At 64.7% G+C, this 21,112-nt stretch carries 18 protein-coding genes; 11 read left to right on the top strand and 7 right to left on the bottom strand.

Annotated features, from left to right (window positions below):
• Nucleotides 1–76: 76 nt before the first annotated feature.
• From ACVIGA_RS42565 to ACVIGA_RS42545, 5 genes are all read left to right on the top strand, one after another.
• The gene (locus ACVIGA_RS42565) at nt 77–1,822 is read left to right on the top strand and encodes an ArnT family glycosyltransferase (protein WP_456670704.1); all 1,746 of its coding nucleotides are present in this window, start codon (nt 77–79) and stop codon (nt 1,820–1,822) included.
• A gap of 1 nt (nt 1,823) precedes the next feature.
• A complete protein-coding gene (locus ACVIGA_RS42560; protein WP_456670703.1) occupies nt 1,824–2,669 on the top strand; it encodes a phosphatase PAP2 family protein in 846 nt (281 codons plus the stop codon).
• A gap of 67 nt (nt 2,670–2,736) precedes the next feature.
• Entirely contained in the window at nt 2,737–3,513 is a 777-nt protein-coding gene (locus tag ACVIGA_RS42555; RefSeq protein ID WP_456670702.1) for a glycosyltransferase family 2 protein, read from the top strand.
• The gene (locus ACVIGA_RS42550; RefSeq protein WP_223966396.1) at nt 3,513–3,851 is read left to right on the top strand and encodes a lipid-A-disaccharide synthase N-terminal domain-containing protein; all 339 of its coding nucleotides are present in this window, start codon (nt 3,513–3,515) and stop codon (nt 3,849–3,851) included. Before ACVIGA_RS42555 ends, ACVIGA_RS42550 begins: the two co-directional genes overlap by 1 nt.
• 311 nt (nt 3,852–4,162) lie before the next feature.
• A complete protein-coding gene (locus tag ACVIGA_RS42545) occupies nt 4,163–5,836 on the top strand; it encodes a M23 family metallopeptidase (RefSeq protein ID WP_456670701.1) in 1,674 nt (557 codons plus the stop codon).
• Between the two features lie 19 nt (nt 5,837–5,855).
• Here ACVIGA_RS42545 and ACVIGA_RS42540 read toward each other — a convergent pair whose 3' ends face one another.
• Entirely contained in the window at nt 5,856–7,538 is a 1,683-nt protein-coding gene (locus ACVIGA_RS42540; RefSeq protein ID WP_456670700.1) for a Na/Pi cotransporter family protein, read from the bottom strand.
• Nucleotides 7,539–7,854: 316 nt separating this feature from the next.
• Here ACVIGA_RS42540 and ACVIGA_RS42535 point away from each other — a divergent pair, with 316 nt between their 5' ends.
• Together ACVIGA_RS42535 and ACVIGA_RS42530 are read left to right on the top strand one after the other, a co-directional pair.
• The gene (locus ACVIGA_RS42535) at nt 7,855–8,100 is read left to right on the top strand and encodes a PilZ domain-containing protein (protein WP_021079298.1); all 246 of its coding nucleotides are present in this window, start codon (nt 7,855–7,857) and stop codon (nt 8,098–8,100) included.
• A 139-nt stretch (nt 8,101–8,239) separates the two neighbouring features.
• A complete protein-coding gene (locus tag ACVIGA_RS42530) occupies nt 8,240–9,064 on the top strand; it encodes a tetratricopeptide repeat protein (RefSeq protein ID WP_456670699.1) in 825 nt (274 codons plus the stop codon).
• Nucleotides 9,065–9,194: 130 nt separating this feature from the next.
• On the opposite strand, the gene ACVIGA_RS42525 is transcribed toward ACVIGA_RS42530, so the two are convergent.
• The 5 genes from ACVIGA_RS42525 to metC form a co-directional block, all read right to left on the bottom strand.
• Nucleotides 9,195–10,463 carry an AAA family ATPase gene (locus ACVIGA_RS42525; RefSeq protein ID WP_456670698.1) on the bottom strand — a complete coding sequence of 423 codons (1,269 nt, stop codon included), beginning with the start codon at nt 10,461–10,463 and terminating at the stop codon, nt 9,195–9,197.
• The gene (locus tag ACVIGA_RS42520; protein WP_456670697.1) at nt 10,460–11,200 is read right to left on the bottom strand and encodes a CpaD family pilus assembly protein; all 741 of its coding nucleotides are present in this window, start codon (nt 11,198–11,200) and stop codon (nt 10,460–10,462) included. The genes ACVIGA_RS42525 and ACVIGA_RS42520 overlap by 4 nt, the downstream gene beginning before the upstream one ends.
• 27 nt (nt 11,201–11,227) lie before the next feature.
• A complete protein-coding gene (locus ACVIGA_RS42515; protein ID WP_374707943.1) occupies nt 11,228–12,694 on the bottom strand; it encodes a type II and III secretion system protein family protein in 1,467 nt (488 codons plus the stop codon).
• Nucleotides 12,695–12,707: 13 nt separating this feature from the next.
• Nucleotides 12,708–13,511 (bottom strand): Flp pilus assembly protein CpaB, encoded by an 804-nt coding sequence (gene cpaB / locus ACVIGA_RS42510; RefSeq protein ID WP_456670696.1) that lies wholly within the window; start codon nt 13,509–13,511, stop codon nt 12,708–12,710.
• A gap of 289 nt (nt 13,512–13,800) precedes the next feature.
• Nucleotides 13,801–14,997: a cystathionine beta-lyase gene (gene metC, locus ACVIGA_RS42505; protein WP_456670695.1), complete on the bottom strand. Its 1,197-nt coding sequence runs from the start codon at nt 14,995–14,997 to the stop codon at nt 13,801–13,803.
• 329 nt (nt 14,998–15,326) lie between these two features.
• Here metC and ACVIGA_RS42500 point away from each other — a divergent pair, with 329 nt between their 5' ends.
• Genes ACVIGA_RS42500 through ACVIGA_RS42485 form a run of 4 tightly spaced genes read left to right on the top strand, consistent with a single transcriptional unit; the run spans nt 15,327 to nt 19,842 of the window.
• A complete protein-coding gene (locus ACVIGA_RS42500; RefSeq protein ID WP_173642910.1) occupies nt 15,327–16,343 on the top strand; it encodes an amino acid ABC transporter substrate-binding protein in 1,017 nt (338 codons plus the stop codon).
• 24 nt (nt 16,344–16,367) lie between these two features.
• On the top strand, nt 16,368–17,573 hold the full coding sequence (locus tag ACVIGA_RS42495; RefSeq protein ID WP_456670694.1) for an amino acid ABC transporter permease: 1,206 nt from the start codon (nt 16,368–16,370) through the stop codon (nt 17,571–17,573).
• Nucleotides 17,570–19,090 carry an amino acid ABC transporter permease gene (locus ACVIGA_RS42490; RefSeq protein ID WP_456670693.1) on the top strand — a complete coding sequence of 507 codons (1,521 nt, stop codon included), beginning with the start codon at nt 17,570–17,572 and terminating at the stop codon, nt 19,088–19,090. The genes ACVIGA_RS42495 and ACVIGA_RS42490 overlap by 4 nt, the downstream gene beginning before the upstream one ends.
• A gap of 11 nt (nt 19,091–19,101) precedes the next feature.
• Nucleotides 19,102–19,842, top strand: a complete 741-nt coding sequence (locus ACVIGA_RS42485; RefSeq protein WP_029083902.1) for an amino acid ABC transporter ATP-binding protein — start codon at nt 19,102–19,104, stop codon at nt 19,840–19,842.
• A 118-nt stretch (nt 19,843–19,960) separates the two neighbouring features.
• On the opposite strand, the gene ACVIGA_RS42480 is transcribed toward ACVIGA_RS42485, so the two are convergent.
• On the bottom strand, nt 19,961–20,995 hold the full coding sequence (locus ACVIGA_RS42480; RefSeq protein ID WP_375774857.1) for a cysteine synthase A: 1,035 nt from the start codon (nt 20,993–20,995) through the stop codon (nt 19,961–19,963).
• Nucleotides 20,996–21,112: the final 117 nt, after the last annotated feature.

Below are 21,112 nucleotides of genomic sequence, written 5' to 3'. Positions count from 1 at the left end.
CGGGAAAGGGAGCGGCACGGTTGGAAAGCGGAACAGCACGGTTGTTTGCGCTGCGGTTTCATCGTATGCGAAACCCATGGTGGATAGCCTCCAACCCCGGCGCTTCGGAGCAGGGCAACAGTCTGTAAAACCTGCGCATTCGAGCCGCAGGCTGTTCATGGCGTTTGAGTTCGCGACGGCCAGCCAACGGCGTTCGATCCTGTTTCTGACGCTGACTTGCCTGGTGCTGTTCCTGCCGGGCTTCTTCACGATCCCGCCGATCGACCGCGACGAGGTTCGTTTTGCCCAGGCGACCAAGCAGATGGTCGAGAGTGGCGACTTCGTCGACATCCGCTTCCAGGACGACGTCCGCTACAAGAAACCGGTCGGCATCTACTGGATGCAGGCGGCGGCGCTGAAGACGATCTCCTCGCTCGGGGTGCCGCGCGCCCAGGTCCGCATCTGGGTCTACCGCCTGCCGTCCCTGATCGGCGCCATCGGCGCCGTTTTGCTGACCTATTGGACGGCGCTCGCCTTCGTGACTCGACAGGGGGCGGTGCTGGCTGCCTTGATGATGGCGAGCTGTGTGCTGCTTGGCGTCGAAGCGCGGCTCGCCAAGACCGACGCCATGCTGCTTCTGACAGTCACCGCGGCGATGGGCGCGATGGCGCGGGTGTATCTGTCCTGGCAACGCGGCGAGGATCCGGCGCATCCATCATGGGCCCCGCCTGCGATCTTCTGGACGGCGCTGGCGGTCGGCATCCTGATCAAGGGCCCTCTGATCCTGATGTTCGTCGGCCTTGCCATGGCTGGGCTTGCGATCCTCGATCGCTCGGCGGCCTGGTTCTGGCGCATGCGCCCGGTCTGGGGCCTGATGTGGACCCTGGTGCTGGTGCTGCCATGGTTCGTGCTGATCTTCCTGCGCGCCGGCGAAACCTTCTTTGCCGACTCGGTCGGCGGCGACATGCTGAGCAAGCTCGGCGCACAGGAGTCGCACGGTGCGCCGCCCGGGCTCTATCTGCTGCTGTTCTGGATCACGTTCTGGCCCGGCGCGCCGCTCGCAGGCCTGGCGGCGCCGGCGGTCTGGCGCGCGCGGCGCGAGCCCGGCGCGCAGTTCCTGCTGGCCTGGCTGATCCCGTCCTGGATCGTGTTCGAGGCGGTGCTGACCAAGCTGCCGCATTACGTGCTGCCGCTTTATCCGGCGATCGCGATCCTGACCGTCGGCGCGCTCGAGCGGCGTGTGCTGTCGCGTTCCCCCTGGCTGTTGCGTGGTGCCGCCTGGTGGTTCGCCATCCCCGCGTTCGGCGCGGTGCTCGTGATCGTCGGCGCCATCAAGGCAATCCATCAGCCGGTGTTTCCGGCGTGGCCGTTGTTCGCCGTGGCGATGGTGTTCGGCCTGATCGCGTGGTGGATGTTCGAGGAGAGCCGCGCGGAGCGCTCGCTGCTCAATGCGGTGATCGCCGCGGCGCTGATGGCGGGGGCAACCTATGGCGTGGTGCTGCCGCGGCTCACCACCGTGTTTCCGAGCCAGGAGGTCGCGCGCGCGTTGCGCAACGTGACCTGCGTCGGCCCGAAGGCGGCGGCCGCCGGCTTCCATGAGCCGAGCCTCGTGTTCATGACCGATACCTCGACGCTGCTTACCGACGGATCGGGCGCCGCGGATTTCCTGGGGCAGGGCTCCTGCCGCTTCGCTCTGGTCGAACAGCGCTCCGAGCGCGCCTTCGTGCAACGCGCCGAGGCGATCGGCCTGCGCTACAACGCGCCGGTGCGGATCGACGGCTACAACATCTCGCAGGGCAAGGCGGTCTCGATTGCGATCTTCCGTTCCGAAGGGACGGAGTGACATGCCGGCGCCGCCAGCCACAACGGAATCCGCCAATTATTTCGCACGATTGCTGACGCTGGTCTGGCTATCCTTCGCCCAGCTCGTGCGTGCCCCATCGCATTCGCGCCGGGCCGAGGCGGCGCGACGCTCCGCGCGCCACGCACTCCTGCTCGTCGTCGTCGTTGGCGTCGTGATCATCACGCTGATGTATGCGGTCGATGTCGCCGAGATCAGTCTGATGCCGCCACGCGGCACGCCGGGTCTCTGGTGGGTGAAGATACTCACCGATTTCGGCAAAGACGAGTATGTGCTGAGCGCGCTTGGCCTGCTGCTGGTTGCGGTCGCGTTGGCATCGCCCGCGCTGCGCGGTGTGCCGCGCGCGACTCTGCTCGGCTTAGGTACGAGGCTGCAATACCTGTTCCTGTCGGTCATGCTGTCGGTGGCGATGGGGGAAGTGCTCAAGTGGATCGTCGGCCGCGGGCGGCCGTTCGTCGGCGGCAAGGCCAATGCTTTCAACTTCCAGCATTTCGCCGGCTCCGAGGCCTATTCGAGCTTTCCGTCGGGACATTCGATCACGGCATTCGCGCTGGCCTTCGCCGTGTCGGCAGTATGGCCACGTGCACGGGTCGCGATGCTGGTCTATGCGCTGATCATCATCGCGACGCGGCTCGTGCTGCTGGCCCATCATCCGAGCGACGTGGTGGCCGGCGCGCTGGTCGGCGTGATCGGCGCAATGGCCGTGCGCTACTGGTTCGCGGCCCGCCGCCTTGGTTTCGCCATTGATCGCGATGGCACCGTGTTGGCGCTGTCAGGACCGTCGGAAGGGCGCCTCAAAAGGGTTGCGGGGAACGCCTTCGCCCCATAAAAGCGGTCGCCCGATGGCCGGATCGGGCGGGTTCCAGCCCTTGCCAACACCAACCACGAGTGCCGATTTGCCTGCTTCCGACCAGACGCCGGTCGCCGTTTCCATCGTCGTGCCTGTGCGCAACGAGGCCGACAATATCGCGCCGCTGATCGCCGAGATCGCGGCCGCGCTCGACGGGCGCTGGGCTTACGAGATCGTCTACGTCAATGACGGCTCGACTGACACAACCAGAGAACGGCTGAGCGCGATCATGGCGCAGCGGCCCAATCTCCGGCAACTCCGCCACACCGTCTCGTCGGGCCAGTCCGCCGCCGTGCGCAGCGGCGTGCGCGCCGCGCGCGGGGCGATCGTGGCAACGCTTGACGGCGACGGCCAGAACGATCCGGCCTTCCTGCCCAAGCTGATCGCGGCGATCGAGAGCGGCAATGGCCGCGTCGGCCTCGCCGCGGGCCAGCGCGTCGGACGCAAGGACACCGGCTTCAAGAAACTGCAATCGCGGATCGCCAACACCGTGCGCGGCATCATCCTGCGCGACGGCACCCGCGACACCGGGTGCGGCCTGAAGGCGTTTCCGCGCGAGGTGTTTCTGGCGATGCCTTATTTCGACGGGCTGCATCGATTCCTTCCGGCGCTGGTCCGCCGCGAGGGGCTCGCGATCGCCTATGTCGATGTCGTCGACCGCCCGCGCCATTCCGGCGTGTCGAATTATGGATTCTTCGACCGGCTCTGGATCGGGATCATGGATCTCGGTGGCGTGTGGTGGCTGATCCGCCGCAAGAAGCCGACGCCGGTCGTCACTGAAGTGACAGGCACTGAAGTGCCTGTCGTGACCGAGGTGAAGTGATGCTGATTCAGTTCGGCCAGGCGCTCAGCGCCTATTTCTACGACGTGTTCATCGCCAAGTTCGACTTCTGGCTGGCGTTCGGCCTGATCGCGCAATTGTTCTTCACGGCGCGCTTTCTCGTGCAGTGGATATCCAGTGAGCGCGCCGGCCAGAGCGTGGTGCCGATGGCGTTCTGGTTCTTTTCGATGGGCGGCGGTCTGATGACGCTGATCTACGGGCTCGCCAAGCGCGAGCCTGTCATCATCATCGGGCAGGGCCTCGCGACGCTGATCTACATTCGTAACATCATGCTGATCGTGAAGAACCGCGGCAAGGCGTCGAAGACGCTCGACAACTGATCCTCGTGGTCGTCAGTACGACGAGCGGTATGCTGGTCTCCTCGGCCGTCTCGACGGATTCCAGTCGACCTCAATTGTGATCAAAGCTGAACGACGGTCAAACAATCGCCCCAAGGCGTATGGCATCTACGCTTCGTCGTGGGCGTGGCTGCATCCCGCGCCAGGGGATGAGGGGCGTTGATGATCGGCCATGGCGAACCCACCAAAGCGCGTGTTATCCATCGAGCGACCGTGATCTCGGGTTTCCTGAAGAGCCGCCGCTGACCGGCGAGCGCGGCCTGCCGGACCGGCGCGCTATCAGTATCCGCTGGATGGCGGGGACGGTTCTGATTGGGGCGGCAGCCGTCGTGCTCCTTGGTGGCGCGCTGCGTGGAGCATTCGGTGATCGCACGCGATTCGCGGCATCGCCGGTCGTTTCACTTCCGCGTTTCACGGGGCAGGTGGTTGAGGAGGCGCGGCGCGGCGATCGTCTGGATCGGAAGCCGGGCCCGCAAGGCCATCCGTCTGCGCTCAAGATCGAGCAGCTGAGCGATGCGGGCTCGGTCCGTCGATTTACCCGCGTGTCAGCGCGGCTCGCGGAGATCGATCCCGAACCACAACAGGACCATCGCCGGGAAGCACCGGCAGACGGTAAGGACGAGCAGCGAGCGAACGCGCAATTGCTGTCGGAGTTACCCGCCATCATCCGGACTGGTCCATCACGCCGCGAGCTGCCGGGCCGAACCAGCGCCTATGCCGACAGTGAAGTTGCGCCGCAGCCGTCTTCTCCGATCGGTGAGGCTGTCAACGTCACCAGCCTTCCGAAGTCGACTTCCTCGGCGCGTCACCATCGACATGTCTTCATCGCAAGAGCCGGTGACACACTGTTCGCCATTTTGCGGGCGTTGACCGCGGCTGCGGAGGACGCTCCGGCGATTCTTGCCGCTTTCCCGTCGCTTGGCGGTCACGAGACGCTGTCTGGTGGCGACAAGATCACGATCATCGAACAGGACGGAGACACCGGCTCGCCGCGCGGCCATGTCGCCAAAGTCTCGATCGAACGGCCAGACTCGGCAGTGTCCGCTGTCGGTCGCACCGACAGCGGCCGATACCAGGCGATCGTGCCGGAACAGCCGGATGTCGCCGCGTCGAACAGGAAGTTGTTGCGTCAGTCGACCGACATCCACTCCGTCCCCGGTGAGACGCTACGTGACGGGCTTAACGCGCTTGCTCGCTCCAATCACGTCGACGAGGGGATCGTTGCCGAACTCATGCGGCTTTGCGGCCGCGATTTCGACCTCGACGAGCCTCTCGGCGATGCCGACGTCGCCAACATCATCTATGCGCCCAATGACATTGGCCAGCCCGAGCTGGTCTTCATCGACTTGGCGGCCGGCGGGCAGGCGCGCCGCTACTATCGCTTCACGGCGCCGGACGACGGCAGCTCCGATTTCTACGATGAGGATGGCCAGTCCATCACCAAATTCCTGTTGCGCAAGCCGGTCGTCAGCGGGCGCCTCGGCGACGGCTTTGGCTGGCGCATCCATCCGATCCTCGGCGACCGCCGCTTCCATGAGGGCGTCGACTTTGCGGCGCCCTATGGTTCACCGATTGCGGCCGCGGGCGCCGGCGTCGTCGAGACCGAAGGCTACGAGCACGGCTACGGGAAATTTATCCGGGTGCTGCACGATCGCGGCTATGAGACGACCTATGCCCACGTCGCGAGCTTTCCGCCCGGGCTGAAGATCGGAGATCGCGTTCGTCAGGGCGAGACGATTGCCTATGTCGGATCGACAGGGCTCTCGACCGGACCGCATCTTTATTATGAGGTGCGGATCAACGGCCGTAACGTCGATCCGCTGCGGATGAAATTGTCAGGCGGCCGGCTGCTGCAAGGCGATCTCCTTGGCGCTTTCGATCGCCAGCGGGACAGCATCGACCAGCTCGCCGCGGCCTCGGCGTTTCCACAGCACCAGTCTGGCTCCGAGCACCGGCCGCCGACGTAGCTTTTGGAGGCACGTCGGATCAAGGGCGTCCGGGCGCGGGCAGTTCGGCCGCCTCGACCGCGTTCTCGCGATCGGCGGCGGTCTCGCCGGCGGCGTCGAGCACGGGATAGGCGACCGAGCAGATGTGCGAATGGACGCGGCGAAGATCACGCAGCACGTCGAGATGCAGCGAGGTTGTCTCGATGGTCTCGGGCCGCCCTTCGCGCAGGCGCTCCAGATGGCGCTCGACGGCGGCGAGTTCGGCTGCGCGCAGCGCCGCCTTCTCGGTGAGCAGCTTGCGCGCCTCGGCGGCATCGCCCGACATGAACACGCCGAACGCGAGCCGCAGCGAGTCGATCGTGCGCTTGTGGAACGCCGACAATTCCTCGGCGCCTTCGGCCGAGAATTGCAGGCGATGCTTGATCTTCTTGGTCGCGAGCTCGCTCAGATTCTTGTCGATGATGTCGCCGATATGCTCGAGATTGATCGCGAATGCGACGATCTCCATGGCGCGGTGACCCTCGCGCTCATCCAGGCTGCCGCGGGTAAGTTTCGTCACGTAAAGCTTGATCGCCTCGTTCAGGCGGTCGACGGTGTTGTCCATCTTCGACACCTGGTCGACCAGCGCGCGATCGTTGGTCAGCATCGCCGCCATCACCTTGCGCAACATCGCCTCGGTGTGGTCGCCCATATGCAGCACCTCGCGCGCGGCATCGGCCAGCGCGAGCGAAGGCGTCTCCAGCGCGCTCTCGTCGAGATAGCGCGGCCGTGACGGATCGGTCTCCTGCGCCCGTTTGGGCAACAGGCGCTCGAGCAGCCGCGCCATGTGGTCGAGCACGCCGATGAACAGCACCGCTGTCGCAACGTTGAAGGCAATGTGGAACAGCGCGGTCGCCTTGGCGAGATCCGGCTGCCAGGCGTAGATGGTCTCCGTGATCGGGCGCAGGAACGGCGCCACCAGCAGCACGCCGACGACGCGGTTGACGAGGTTGCCGACCGGCAGCCGGTAGCTCGCCGGATTGTCGCGCCGCGCGCCCTCCATCAACGGGTTGATGGCGCTACCGAGATTGGCGCCAAGCACCAGCGCGAACGCGGCATAGGGCGAGATGAACTGCGAATAGGCCAGCGACATGATCAGCAGCACGCTGGCGACGCTGGAATGGACCAGCCAGGTCACGATTGCGCCGATCAGGATGCAGAGCACGGGATCGCCGGTGATCGCATTCAGGAACACGCGCACGCCCGGGGCATTCTCGGCCGGCGCCATCGTGTCGAGCAGGATATGCAGCGCGAGCAGCATCAGACCGAGGCCGATCGAGACGCGGCCGAGATCCTTGATGCGGGAGCGCGGCCCGCTGCGGAATGCGACGAGGCCGACAATGAACAGCACCGGCGCCACGGCTGCGACGTTGAACGACAGCACCTGCACGATCTGCGTGGTGCCGATATTGGCGCCGAGCATGATCGCAAGCGCCGGCACCAGGCTGACGATCTCCTCGGCGGCAAAGGAACTGGTGATCAGGGCGGTCGCGGTCGAGCTCTGGAGCAGGGCCGTCAGGCCGAGGCCGGCGCCAAGCGCCGTGAAGCGGTTGTTCAGCGCGCGGGCCAGCAACAGCCGTAAATCGGGCCCGAAGGCCCGCAGAATCCCGCTGTGGACCATGTGCAGGCCCCACAGCAGGAGCGCGACGCCCCCCATCAGATCAAGCAGAACTAGACTTCCCATACTTCCTGGATATCCCGGCAAATTCGAGTCGAAGGGGTCACGCTATCGCCAAATGACCTGGGATCAACCCCTTTTTGTTCACGTTGGAACCGGCTGTTGGAAAGGGCCCGTAATGAGGGAGGCCGCCAATTGAGGCACTGAGGTCACCGGAGCCGGCCTCATGGTCCAACGGTGAGGCCCGGTAAACGAATCTCGAACATCACCGCTCAATTGCGATTGGTTCCGCTAGGCAGTTTCCAATCTTTCCCCGTTATGACGGTGGGAACGAGTAGCTGTCCAGCCGAGAAGCTATCCAGAAGAGGGCTTGGGGATCAGAATGTTTGTCAATCGCCGCAAGAGCGAACGCCGTGAGTGCCGGAGCGTCGCCAAAATTCAATTGGGCACAGGGTCGTTGCCACGCGACTGCATGATCACCGATATCTCGGCCGGCGGCGTCAAGGTGATCGCTGAATATCTGGAGATTCCGCCGGAATTCACCATCATCCTGTCGAGCGGCAGTCCGCGTCAGTGCCGCCTGGCCTGGCGGATCGGGCACGAATTCGGCGCCCAGTTCGTCGACTGATCCAGCCGCCAGGTTGGCGGTTTGCGCCGCGTCCGGCGCCGCTTCTGGGCCGGATGACGGCGAGATGATGGCATCCTTAACCGGAACTTAGGGTTAAGCTGTGAGCATCCCGGAACCTTCGCTGTTCCGAGTCTCGTTGATGTCTGACAAACTATCCCGACCTTCAGGCCGTATGCACCGTCTCGCCGGCTCGGTATCGGCTGCGATCCTGCTGATCGGGCTGTCCGCCTGTCAGACCTCGGGTCCGTCCGACATCACCGGGTCATTGGGCGATACGGCGGAGTCCACGCCGGCCCCAGCCGACCCGCGGCGAGACATCGCGACCTACCACGAACGCGTTCGCGCCAATCCGAAGGATACCGACGCCGCGCTGAAATACGCCCGGGCGCTGCGCGCCACCGGCCAGCGGGCGCAGGCGGTCGCGGTCATGGAGCAGGCGGTGCTGGCGCAGCCCAGCAACAAGGCGCTGCTCGCCGGCTACGGACGGGCGCTCGCCGACAACGGCAATTTCCAGCAGGCATTCGACGTGCTCGGGCGCGCCCACACCCCGGAAGATCCGGACTGGCGCATCCTGTCGGCGCAGGGCGCCGTGCTCGACCAGCTCGAGCGCCACGATGAGGCCCGCCAGTATTACGCAAGTGCCCTGAAGATCGTGCCCGACGATCCGTCGGTGCTCTCCAATCTCGGCCTGTCCTATCTGCTGTCGAAAGACCTGCCGAAGGCCGAGGAAACGCTTCGCCGCGCGCGGGATCGCGCGCCCGACGACATGCGGGTGCGCACCAATCTCGCCGTCGTGGTCGGCCTGCAGGGCCGTCAGGCCGACGCTGAAACCATCATGAAGGCCGATGTGCCGCCGGAGCAGGGCTCCGCCAATGTCGCCGCCTTGAAGCGGCTATTGGCGCGCAAGGATGCGAGCCGCACCGATACGGACAAGATCCCGGTCGCGGCGAGCCGCCGCGACTAGAGCATTCTCACGCGCAAGTCTGGAAGGCTAGAGCGTTTTCGAGCGAAGTGGACACCGGTTCGCGTGAAGAAAACGCGTCAAAACGAGAATCTAGAGCTTCGATTCTGATTCAATCAGAACCGAAAATGCTCTAGCCGGCGGCGCGGCGTCCATCGTTGCGGCGCGGCTGCAGCTTCCGCAGGAGCGGCGACAGGAACGACTCGCGCGTCTCGGCGAGATCGGAGCGGCCGGTCAGGCGTTGCGCGATCTGCAGGAAGGTCCTTGTGGTGCGGTGACGCGCCGAGACTTCCGCGATCATCTGACCGTTGTTGGCGGCTTCGCCGAACAACCTGCAATCGAACGGGATGGTCGCGATCGGCTGGCTCTCGATCGTCTTGGCGAAGTCCTTGACCTCGATCTCGGGGCGCTTCGACATGCCGACCTGGTTCAGGCAGTAGAGCGGCGGGCGGTCGTTCGGACGCGCGGTGCGCAACAGGTTCATCATGTTCTTGGTGTTGCGCATGTTGGCGAGGTCGGGCTCGGCGACGATCAGGATATCGTCGGCGCCGACCAGCACACGTTTGGTCCAGGCGGTCCACTGATGCGGAACGTCGAGCACGATGCAGGACGTGGTCATGCGCATCGTATCGAAGATGGCATCGAATGCTTCGGCGCCGAAATCGTAGACCTGGTCGAGCGTGGCCGGTGCCGCCAGCAGGCTCAGGTGATCGCCGCATTTTGCCAGCAGGCGCTCCATGAAGGCACTGTCCGGGCGCTCGGGTGAGAACACCGCATTGGCGATGCCCTGGGTCGGATCCTGGTTGTAGTCGAGGCCGGCGGTGCCGAAGGCGAGGTCGAGATCGACCACGACCGAATCCAGCCCGAGGTCGCGCGCGATGGTCCAGGCGACATTGTGGGCAACGGTCGAGGCGCCGACACCGCCCTTGGCGCCCGCGACAGCGATCAGGCGGCCTACAGAGACCGCTTCCGTGGACGAGAACAGGCCGCAGATCGAGCGCACGATGTCGAGCACCTTGACCGGCCCGATGACGTAGTCGTTGACGCCGCGCCGGACCAGTTCGCGATACGGTGCAGTCTCGCCGGGCGTGCCGAGCACGACGACGCGGGTACCGGGATCGCAGACCGTGGCGAGTTCGTCGAGACCGGCGAGCAAATCAATGTCCGGCTCGGTCTCCAGCATGATGACGTTGGGCGTCGGCGCCTTGTGATAGGCGTCGATGGCGGCAGCGATGCCGCCCATATGGACGGAGAGGTGGGCCTTGGCGAGCCGGCGGTCCTCGGCGGCGGCGCGCGCCGTCGTGGCAGTCGCGACGCTGGCGCAGAAGGCCTGCACGGAAATCCGTGGCGCCGGCGCGATGTGGTCGTTGGGGTGCTGTGGCTCGTCTTGCTGTTCGGTCATTTCCCGGCGTCGCTCAGCTTGGCTCTATCGGCTTCTGGGTAGGTGGTCGCGGTCGACTCACCCTTGCCGTATTTCTGGAACGCGACCGACCGGCGCGGCGTGTAGGCGGCGGTTTCGGTCCGCGGCTGTACCAAATCGGACGGATTGGCGACCATCGCGGCTAGGTTGCGCTGGGTGGCGCAGCCGAAATTGTCCCACTGCTTGTTCTCGTTGTAGCTCGGATTGTAGATCGAGGGACCAAGGTCGCTCGGCCACACGCCGCAGGGCCCTGCGACCGCGGCCATCTTCGGATAGCTGATGCGAATGGTCGGCAGCGCGCGCGGATCGTCGACGCGATAGGAACGCCGGGTTATGGCGTGGGCGGGCACGCCCATCGACGCCAGCACGCCGCGGATCTCCTGGTACACCGCCTGCGCCGAGCGCGCATTCGAGGTGTCGGCCGGGACGTCGATCGCGATTGCGCCGGTGCCTTCGCGGCGCCAGGTGCGAGCCAGTCCCATGACGTCGTCGCGTTGCGTTTCGGTGAGGTTGCCGCGGGCGCGGCCGACGAACACGACGATCGACTGCTCACCCTCGGTGACCGCGAGCGGATGCCGCTCCCGGTAGTCGTCGGGCACCGTGCCGGTGGCGATATTGTCGCCGGTCAGATTGCAGCCGCCAAGCGCGATCGCGGTGGCGACGAGGGCGCCGGACAGCGACAGCGTCCTCGCAAGACCGGCTCGTGTGTTGCGTGTCATCATGGCATCCCCCAACCCTTCAGCGCCTCAGTCGATGATGAAGCCGAAATTGACCGGCGTGGCGCCGATCGGCTCGGCACGGGCGGCAACGCCGTAGATGCGATTGACGCGCGCCAGCAGCGCCGACTGCGCGTCGGAGGCCGGCGCGAAGCCGTCATCGGGACGCGACAATTCCTTCTGCGCAACCGCGCGCACCACATAGGGTGTCACGATGACCATGAGCTCGGTCTCGTTGTTGACGAAGTCCTGGCTCCTGAACAGCTGCCCGAGCACCGGGATCTGATCGACGCCGGGCATTCCATTGATGGCCTGCTTGGTCTGCTCCTGGATCAATCCGGCCATCGCGATCGAGCCGCCGGAGGGCACTTCCAGCGTGGTGTCGGCGCGACGGGTCTTGATTGAGGGAATGGTCGTCCCGCCCTGGCCGCCGGTCAACGCGTTATCCATCGAGACTTCGGAAACCTCGGTCATCACCTTCAGGCTGATGCGCCCCTCGGACAGCACCACCGGGGTGAAGTTGAGCGAGATGCCGAACTTCTTGAAGCTGACGGTCTGGACGCAATTCCCGATCGTGCCCGTCGCCGAGGTCTGACAGGTGACGCCGGTCGGAATGGGAAACTCGCCGCCTGACACGAAGGTCGCGGACTCGCCGGAGATCGCCGTGAGGTTGGGCTCGGCCAGCGTCTTCACCACGCCCGCACTCTCCATCGCGCGCAGCGTCGCGGTGACGGTCGGCACGCCGAGCTTGTTCAGGGCCGCGCCGGTCAGCATATTGTTGGCGAGCGGTCCGTTGTTGGCGGTGAAGGCGTTGGCGTTGTTGAAGACGACCGCGGCGGTACCATAGTTCATGTTGGCACTGAGATCGACGCCGAGCTGCTTGACGACGTCGCGGCGCACTTCGGCGACGGTGACCTTCAGCATCACCTGGTCGCGGCCACGCACCACGATGGAGTTGACGACCTTGTCGGCGCCGCCGACCAGCTTGGCGGCGATGTCGCCGGCCTGCTGCGCCTCGACCGGGCTTGCCACGGTACCGGTCAGCACCACGCTCTCACCGACGCCCTCGATCTGGACGCCCGGCAGCATCTGCTTCAGCGCGGCACGCATGCCGTTGAGGTCGCGCTTGATCGCGATGTCGTAGGAGGCGACCTGGTTGCCGTCGGCGTCGAAGAAAACCACATTGGTCTGGCCGACCGCGGCGCCGATGATATAGGCGCGCTGCGCCGAGCGGATCACGGCGTTAGCGATCTTGGGATCGGCGACCAGGACGTCCTTGGCTTCGCGCGGCAGGTCGACCACCACCGACTTGCCGACGCCGAGCGAAACGAAGCGCGTCTTGGCGGCGATGCTGCTGGTCACCGCGACGTCCGCGTTCTTGTCGGGGTCGGTCGCGCTCGCGAGGGCAGGGATCAGCATCAGGGCGGTGACCGCCGAGAATGACAGCGAGCGGACCAGTGTGGCCCGCGTCGCCAGTTGTTTTGCACCAATTGTCATATCGAAGCCCCCATCACTTCTGTGTCGTCTGAGAGCTCGGGATGCCGAAACGCACCACCCGGATGCTCTCGCCCCGCTTCGGGGCATGGTCTGTGGTCTCGTCGGTCTTCTCGTTGACGTCGGCGATGCTGCGCAGCGCCAGCGCCAGCGTGCCGCTCTGCCGGGCCCGCGCGAGCGTCTCGGCCTGTTCGGGCTTGAGCTCGAGGGTCACGGTCTTGCCGATGAGGGAGTTGTTGCCGTCCTTCTCTTTCGGCGCCTGGTCGATCGCCAGCACGCGGACGTTGGACAGCAGGATCTCGGTGGTGATGATGTCGCCGCTGCCCTGTTGCCTATCGGGATTCTTGTCGCGTCGCGACAGGATCACGTCGACGCGGTCGTTGGGCAGGATGAAGCCGCCGGCGCCGGTCTCCGGCGAGATTTCCGTGGAGATCGCGCGCATGCCGGTGGGCAGGATCGCGGCCATGAAGCCGCTGCCATTGGCCTTGACCAGTTTCTGCTCGCGGATTGGCTCGCCGATGATGAAGGGTGCGCGCGCGATCGAGCCGATGACGTCGTTCATGGCGTCGGCATTGGTGTCGTGGCGGATGAACGCGCTGCTCGCGGTCTCGGCCGGCCAGCGCTGCCATTGCACGTCTTCAGGCTTGACCGACTGACCGAGCCCGATGTCGGACTTCGCCACCAGCACCTCGACGGTCGGCAGCTGAACTATTGGCGGCGCGACCGGCGCCGGTTTGCGATCGCCAACGCTCGCGAGATACATGGCCGCGAGGCCTGCGACGCCGGCGATGCCGAGGACCACGATGCGTGCCGTCTTCATGCGATTGTCTGAATGCCCTTAACGCAGGGCAGTCACGTCCTTGCGGCACTGACAACCCTTCCCGGGAGCATCACTACGGCCGCAAAAGTATAAGGGAACTTGATGGAACGTCCGGACAATTAAGGGATTGGTGGGGATGGTGAACGGCGAGTTATCGGGCGCCGTCGCATCTCCGCAGAATCCCTGAGATCGCGCGCGTGCAACGTGTGCGACGTGGAGGTCGCAACGCGGCGTCACGGCCAGTCGGTCGTGGTTAATGTCGCCTAACGCGCAAGCCGGCGCCGAAGGATCAGAGCGCGGCCTTCAACGCGGCAAAGCCGCGATCAAGATCGGCCTTGAGGTCGTCGAGATTTTCGAGCCCGATATGCAGCCGCAGCGTCGGCCCGCCCGGCGACCATTTGGTCGCGCTGCGATAGTCGCTGCAGTCGAACGGGATGGCGAGGCTTTCGAAGCCGCCCCAGGAAAAGCCCATGCCGAACAGCGTGAGCGCGTTGAGCATCGCATCGACCGCGCTCTGCGGCACCGGCTTCAGCACGATGCTGAACAGGCCGGAGGCGCCGGTGAAGTCGCGCTTCCAGATCGCGTGCCCCGGATCGGTTTCCAGGGCCGGGTGCAGCACACGATCGACCTCGGGCCGCGCGCCAAGCCAGCGCGCGATCTCGAGCCCGGAGCGGTGGTGCTGCGCCAGCCGCACCGACAGCGTGCGGACACCGCGCAGCGCGAGATAGACGTCGTCCGGACCGGCGCAGACGCCGAGCAGGCGGATCGCCTCCTGAATCAGCGGCCAGGCCTTTGCATTGGCCGCGATGGTGCCGAACATGATGTCGGAGTGGCCGCCGATATACTTTGTGCCGGCCTGCATGCTGATGTCGACGCCCTGTTCGAGCGAGCGGTGATAGAGCGCCGTCGCCCAGGTGTTGTCGTCGATCACGAGCGCGCCGCGGCCGTGCGCCACGGCCGAAATCGCGCGGACGTCGGGCATCTCGAAGGATTGCGAGCCGGGGGCTTCAATCAGCACCGCGCGGGTATTCGGCTTGAACAGCGTCTCGATGCCGGCGCCGATCAGCGGATCGAAATAGCTGGTCTCGATGCCGTAGCGCTTCAGCATGTTGTCGCAGAAATTGCGGGTCGGCCGATAGGCGTTGTCGCACACCAGCAGATGGTCGCCGGCCTTCAGCACGGCGAGCAGCGTGGTGCTGATCGCGGCCAGTCCCGACGGGGCGATGCCGACGCCGGCGCATTGCGGGCCTTCCAGCGCCATCAGCACGTCCTGCAGCGCCCGCGTGGTCGGGCTGCCGTGGCGGCCATAGGTAAATTCGGCACGATGGGCGTGGAGGTCCTCGGCGGTCGGATAAAGCACGGTCGAGCCGTGGAAGACCGGCGGATTGACGAAGCCCTTCTGGGCCTTGGTGTCGCGGCCGGCCGTGACCAGACGGGTCGCGGCGTCTTGCGGGCGGAAGGGCGTGGAGCCGTCGGAGGAGGTCATGGTTTGCTGCCGTTGGATTTTAGACTTTTTGCCGCAGCGGTACCGCGTCGGGAAGACAGGGCCACGCCGGGAGGTGTTACTAACAAGAGGTAGAAGACGTGCGTCAACCCCTTGACCCGGCTCGTCAGTCGCTATGTGATGCGCCGCAACTACCAGTCGCCGCACGTTGAGGGGCCTGCCGCGACCTACGATCCGTTGCCTGGCCGGTTTGCATGTCAAACTGACTGTCAGATCAGCATCTTTTGCTGCAGGGGATCATTGGGATGGCCCGTGAACGCGAGGCGATCACAAAGCAAAACGTCCAACGGACGACCCTGAAAGGCCTACCCATGAAACGCGTATCCCTGGCTGTCCTCCTTGCCGCTGCCGCTGCCTTGTCGGTCCAGTCCGCCTCGGCGCAAACCCTCAAGACGGTCAAGGACCGCGGTCAGCTGTCCTGCGGCGTCAGCCAGGGTCTGCCTGGCTTTTCATCACCGGACGACAAGGGGAACTGGACCGGGATCGACGTCGACGTTTGCCGGGCCATTGCTGCCGTGGTGCTCGACGACCCGACCAAGGTCAAGTTCGTGCCGCTGTCGGCCAAGGATCGCTTCACCGCGCTGCAATCCGGCGAGATCGACGTGCTGTCGCGCAACACCACCTGGACGGTGTCGCGCGATACCTCGCTCGGCGCCAATTTCACCGGCGTGACCTATTATGACGGGCAGGGCTTCATGGTGAAGAAGTCGCTCAAGGTCAATTCGGCGCTCGAATTGAACAGCGCGTCGGTCTGCGTGCAGACCGGCACCACGACGGAGCAGAACCTCGCCGACTTCTTCAAGGGCAACAACATGAAGTACGAGGTGATCGCATTCGGCAGCATCGACGAAGCGGTCAAAGCCTATGAATCCGGTCGCTGCGACGTTTTCACCGACGACGCCTCCGGGCTCTATGCCAGCCGTCTGAAGCTCGCGAACCCCGCTGATCACATCGTGCTGCCGGAAATCATTTCCAAGGAGCCGCTGGGGCCGATGGTGCGCCACGGCGACGACCAGTGGTTCGACATCGTGAAGTGGACGCTGTTTGCAATGATCAATGCCGAGGAGCTCGGCATCACCCAGAAGAATGTCGACACGATGCTCAAATCGGATAAGCCGGAGATGAAGCGGGTGCTCGGCACCGACGGCAATCTGGGTGAACAGCTCGGCCTGACCAAGGACTGGGTGGTGCGCATCGTCAAGGCGGTCGGCAATTACGGCGAGACCTTCGAGCGCAATGTCGGCGCCGGCTCGCCGCTCGGCATCGCCCGTGGCGTCAACAATCTCTGGAACAAGGGCGGGATCCAGTACGCGCCGCCGATCCGCTGATCGGTCCGGCCAACGGCTGCCGCGATGAGCATCGCGCCCCGCAAACCACCGCTTCAGTTTACCCTCAGGCTGAAGCGTGCGCTTGGCGGCAAGACCGGCTGGAACGGATTGGCCGCCCAGATTGGCTTCGCCGCGGTCCTGGCCTGGATCGCCTACGAGATCGTGGCGAATGCGCGGACGAACCTGGAGACCCAGCACATTGCGTCGGGCTTCGGCTTCCTCAATTACAATGCGGGCTTTGACGTCAATCAGAGCCTGATCGCCTACAACAATTCCGACACCTACTGGCGGGTGTTCTTCGTCGGCTTGTTGAACACGATCCTGGTCTCGGTGATCGGCATTGTCTTCGCCACCGTGATCGGCTTCGTCGTGGCGCTATGCCGGTTGTCGCCGAACTGGCTGCTGTCGCGGATCGGCGGCATCTATGTCGAGATTGTCCGGAACTTGCCGGTCTTGTTCCAGATCCTGTTCTGGTATCTCGCAGTGCTCGCGGCGCTGCCGGCGCCGCGGCAGAGCATCTCGATCTTCGGTGCGTTCTTCCTCAATAATCGCGGCCTGATCGTGCCGCAGCCGGTCAGTGAACCCGGCCTCTATCCGTTCCTGGCCGCGCTCGCGGTCGGCATCGTCGTGGCGCTGGGCTTGCGGCATCACGCGCGGCGCGCCCTGTTCCAGCGCGGGCAGATGATCCGGATCTGGCCCTATCTGCTGGGTTGCCTGGTAGGTTTGCCGCTGGTCTCGATGCTGATCTTCGGCTGGCCGTTGAAGTTCGAGTTGCCGCAGCTGAAAGGCTTCAACTTCGCCGGCGGCGCGCGGGTCATTCCCGAATTCGTTGCGCTGACGGTCGCGTTGTCGACCTACACGGCGGCCTTCATCGCCGAGATCGTCCGCGCCGGCGTCATGTCGGTCCATAAGGGCCAGATGGAGGCGGGCTCCTCGCTCGGCCTCAGCCGCGCCGCGACGCTGCGGCTGATCGTGGTGCCGCAGGCGATGCGGGTCATCGTGCCGCCGCTGACCAGCCAGTACCTCAATCTCACCAAGAATTCGTCGCTGGCGGTGGCGATCGGCTATCCGGACCTTGTCTCGGTGTTCGCCGGCACCGCGGTGAGCCAGACCGGGCAGGCGATCGAGATCATCGCCATGACGATGGGCGTCTACCTGTTGCTCTCGCTGACGACGAGCGCGCTGATGAGCGTCTACGGCTGGCGCATCAACCGGAGCATGGCGGCATGACCGATCTGTCCGCCTCGTCCTTTGTCCGGCAGGATCTGGTCGCCGAGCGCGCGGCGCCGGCCAAGACCACCGGCTTCATCGGCTTCGTGCGAACGCGGCTGCTGAATTCGCCGGGCAACATCCTGCTCACGATTCTCGGGCTGCTGCTCGCCTGGTACATCGTTGTCCCGACGCTCAAGTTCCTGCTGGTCGACGCGGTCTGGACCGGCAAGGAGCGCACTGCTTGCCTCGCCGAAAAGGCGGGGCACGAGGTCGGCGCCTGCTGGCCCTATATCCAGGCCAAGCTGACGCAGCTGGTCTATGGCTTCTATCCCGAAGCCCAGCGCTGGCGCGTCAATCTGACTTATGGGCTTGGCGCCGCGCTGTTGCTGCCGCTGCTGATGCCGCGCCTGCCGGCCAAGGGCATCAACTCCGGTCTGTTCTTCTTCGCCTTTCCGGTGGTGGCGTTTTTCCTGCTGCATGGCGGCGGCATCGCCGGCTTCGGCGTGAGCTGGACCGCGGGCCTGTTGCAGCTGTTCGAGCAGAGCATTGGCGGCGCCGGCGATCTCTTGGTCAATCTCAGCAAGAGTTCGGCGATCGCCCCGCTGCCATGGGTACTGGGCAAGGTGCTCGTCCTGGTCGGCCTTCTGATCCATTGGCTGATCTTTCCGCTGACCTGGCTGCGCGACCAGTTGCAGCTCTCGTCGCTGCCGGTCTGGGGCGATTTCCTGGTCACTGCCGCGATCGTCTCCGCCGTGCTGTTCGTGCTCGGAGGCGGCACGCGGACCGGGCACAGGGCGCTGATCGGTAGCCTGCTGACGTTCGCCGGGATCGCCGCAGGCATCAAGCTGATGGGGCTCGATCGCGGCGGCTTTCCGATCGTCGACACGCGGCTGTGGGGCGGCCTCCTGGTGACGCTGGTGATCGCGATCACCGGCATCGTTGCCTCGATGCCGATCGGGATTGCGCTTGCGCTCGGCCGCCGGTCGAGCATTCCGCTGATCCGGATCTTCTCGATCGCCTTCATCGAATTCTGGCGCGGCGTGCCGCTGATCACGGTGTTGTTCTTCGCGACCTACATGCTGCCGCTGTTCGTGCCGGGCAATTTCGCCGTCGACGGCCTGTTGCGTGCCCTGATTGGCGTGGCGATCTTTACTGGCGCCTATATGGCCGAGGTGATCAGGGGCGGGTTGGCTGCGGTGGCGCGCGGGCAGGCGGAGGCCGCCTCGGCGCTCGGCCTGTCCTGGTGGAAGACGACGTCGTTGATCGTGCTGCCGCAGGCGCTGCGCTACGTCATTCCCGGCATCGTCAACAGCTTCATCTCGCTTTTCAAGGATACCTCGCTGGTGTCGATCGTGGCGCTGTTCGATCTGTTGGGTTCCCTGCGGGCATCGTTCTCCGACCCGAACTGGTCGACGCCGACGACAGCCTTTACCGGCTTCGCCTTTGCAGGAATGATCTACTTCGTGTTCTGCTTTGGAATGTCGCGCTACTCGCTGTTCGTCGAAAACAGGCTCAACGCTCACCGCCGCCACTGAACAAGGTCACCATGTCCACAACCCCGATCGTCAACATTTCCACGCTCAACAAATGGTACGGCGACTTCCACGTGTTGCGCGACATCAACCTTGAGGTCGGCAAGGGCGAGCGCATCGTGATCTGCGGCCCGTCCGGCTCGGGCAAGTCAACCCTGATCCGCTGCATCAACGCGCTGGAGGAATTTCAGGAGGGTGAGATCGTTGTCGACGGCATCGAGCTCGGCCCGAACCTGCGCCGGGTCGACGAGGTGCGGCGCGAAGTCGGCATGGTGTTCCAGAGCTTCAATCTGTTCCCGCATCTCACCGTGCTCGACAATTGCACGCTGGCGCCGATCTGGGTGCGCAACATCCCGAAGAAGGATGCCGAGGCGGCCGCGATGAAGTTCCTCGAGCGGGTCAAGATCCCGCATCAGGCCAATAAGTTTCCCGGCCAGATGTCGGGCGGTCAGCAGCAGCGCGTGGCGATCGCCCGAGCGCTGACCATGAACCCGAAGGTGATGCTGTTCGACGAGCCGACCTCGGCGCTCGACCCGGAAATGGTCAAGGAGGTGCTCGACACCATGGTCGATCTCGCCAGGGAGGGCATGACCATGCTGGTCGTGACTCACGAAATGGGCTTTGCCCGCGAGGTCGCCAACCGCGTCGTGTTCATGGACGCCGGTCAGATCATCGAGTCGAACACGCCGCAGGAATTCTTCGCCAACCCGCAACACGCGCGGTCGAAGCTGTTCCTAAGCCAGATCTTGCGGTGATTGTTGAGTCATTCCGGGGCGACGCGTAAGCATCGAACCCGGAATCTCGAGATTCTCGGTGCGCAATTGCGCACCTGAGGGTTCGGCACTGCGGACTGCCCCGGAATGACGATGCCCGTCAAACGAACGGCAGCTCGATCTTGCTCCGCTTTTCCAGCCATTCCGGGACCGGCAGATTCTTTGAACGCATGAAGGCCGGGTTGAACAGCTTGGACTGATAGCGGTTGCCGGAGTCGCAGAGAATGGTGACGATGGTCTTGCCGGGGCCGAGCTGCTTGGCGAGCTGGATCGCACCCGCGATGTTGACGCCGGTCGAACCGCCGAGGCACAGGCCTTCGTGCTCCAGCAGCTCGTAGATGATGGTCACGGCTTCCTCGTCGGAGACCAGGAACGCGTCGTCGACATTCGCGGTCTCGATCACGGGCGTCTTGCGTCCGAGCCCGATGCCTTCGGTGATCGAGTCGCCCGGCGTCGATTTGACCTGGCCGTTCTTGAACAGCTCGTACATGGCGAAGCCGTGCGGATCGGCGCAGGCGGTGACGATGTCCTTGTTCTTTTCCTTCAAATAGCGGCTGATGCCGGCGAGCGTGCCGCCGGTGCCGACCGAGCAGATGAAGCCATCCACCTTGCCGTTGGTCTGCTGCCAGATCTCCGGTCCGGTCGAATCGTAGTGTGCCTTGGGATTGTCGAGGTTGTTCCACTGGTCGGCGAACAGCACGCCGTTCGGTTCCGTCTTGCGCAGCTGCTCGGCGAGACGCTTGCCGAGATGCTGATAGTTGTTCGGATTGGAGTAGGGCAGCGCCGGCGCCTCGACGAGCTCGGCCCCGCACAGCCGCAGCATGTCCTTCTTTTCCTGGCTCTGGGTCTCCGGAATGACGATCAGGGTGCGGTAGCCCCGCGCACTGGCGACGACCGCAAGTCCGATGCCGGTATTGCCCGCGGTCGATTCGACCACGAGCCCGCCGGGCTTCAGATCGCCGCGCTTTTCGGCCTCCAGGATCATCCCCTTGCCGGCGCGATCCTTCACCGACTGGCCGGGATTCATGAATTCGGCCTTGCCGAGAATGGTGCAGCCGGTCAGTTCGGATGCGCGTTTCAGCTTGATGAGGGGGGTGTTGCCGATCGCTTCAATGACGTCTTTGTTGAATGCCATGTCGGGGTAATCTTTTGCCGGTCCGTGTTTTGCTCTGGCCGGAAACTAGTGTGCCGATGGCAAAAGGGGAAGGCTTTTGCAGTGCGGCGAATTTCGCGTGGCGGTCTGCGTTAACCA

The sequence above is a fragment of the Bradyrhizobium sp. USDA 3240 genome (assembly GCF_054063295.1).
Note: the sequence above shows the minus strand (reverse complement) of the source record. Positions and strands in the feature narration are given on the sequence as shown.

Coding starts and splice junctions, on each gene's coding strand:
- ACVIGA_RS42540 (WP_456670700.1), bottom strand. CDS start 7,538: ATGGGAAGTCTAGTTCTGCTTGATCTGATGGGGGGCGTCGCGCTCCTG.
- ACVIGA_RS42520 (WP_456670697.1), bottom strand. CDS start 11,200: ATGACACGCAACACACGAGCCGGTCTTGCGAGGACGCTGTCGCTGTCC.
- ACVIGA_RS42535 (WP_021079298.1), top strand. CDS start 7,855: ATGTTTGTCAATCGCCGCAAGAGCGAACGCCGTGAGTGCCGGAGCGTC.
- cpaB (WP_456670696.1), bottom strand. CDS start 13,511: ATGAAGACGGCACGCATCGTGGTCCTCGGCATCGCCGGCGTCGCAGGC.
- ACVIGA_RS42560 (WP_456670703.1), top strand. CDS start 1,824: ATGCCGGCGCCGCCAGCCACAACGGAATCCGCCAATTATTTCGCACGA.
- ACVIGA_RS42485 (WP_029083902.1), top strand. CDS start 19,102: ATGTCCACAACCCCGATCGTCAACATTTCCACGCTCAACAAATGGTAC.
- ACVIGA_RS42515 (WP_374707943.1), bottom strand. CDS start 12,694: ATGACAATTGGTGCAAAACAACTGGCGACGCGGGCCACACTGGTCCGC.
- ACVIGA_RS42480 (WP_375774857.1), bottom strand. CDS start 20,995: ATGGCATTCAACAAAGACGTCATTGAAGCGATCGGCAACACCCCCCTC.
- ACVIGA_RS42565 (WP_456670704.1), top strand. CDS start 77: ATGGTGGATAGCCTCCAACCCCGGCGCTTCGGAGCAGGGCAACAGTCT.
- ACVIGA_RS42500 (WP_173642910.1), top strand. CDS start 15,327: ATGAAACGCGTATCCCTGGCTGTCCTCCTTGCCGCTGCCGCTGCCTTG.
- ACVIGA_RS42525 (WP_456670698.1), bottom strand. CDS start 10,463: ATGACCGAACAGCAAGACGAGCCACAGCACCCCAACGACCACATCGCG.
- ACVIGA_RS42530 (WP_456670699.1), top strand. CDS start 8,240: ATGTCTGACAAACTATCCCGACCTTCAGGCCGTATGCACCGTCTCGCC.
- metC (WP_456670695.1), bottom strand. CDS start 14,997: ATGACCTCCTCCGACGGCTCCACGCCCTTCCGCCCGCAAGACGCCGCG.
- ACVIGA_RS42545 (WP_456670701.1), top strand. CDS start 4,163: ATGGCGGGGACGGTTCTGATTGGGGCGGCAGCCGTCGTGCTCCTTGGT.
- ACVIGA_RS42550 (WP_223966396.1), top strand. CDS start 3,513: ATGCTGATTCAGTTCGGCCAGGCGCTCAGCGCCTATTTCTACGACGTG.
- ACVIGA_RS42495 (WP_456670694.1), top strand. CDS start 16,368: ATGAGCATCGCGCCCCGCAAACCACCGCTTCAGTTTACCCTCAGGCTG.
- ACVIGA_RS42490 (WP_456670693.1), top strand. CDS start 17,570: ATGACCGATCTGTCCGCCTCGTCCTTTGTCCGGCAGGATCTGGTCGCC.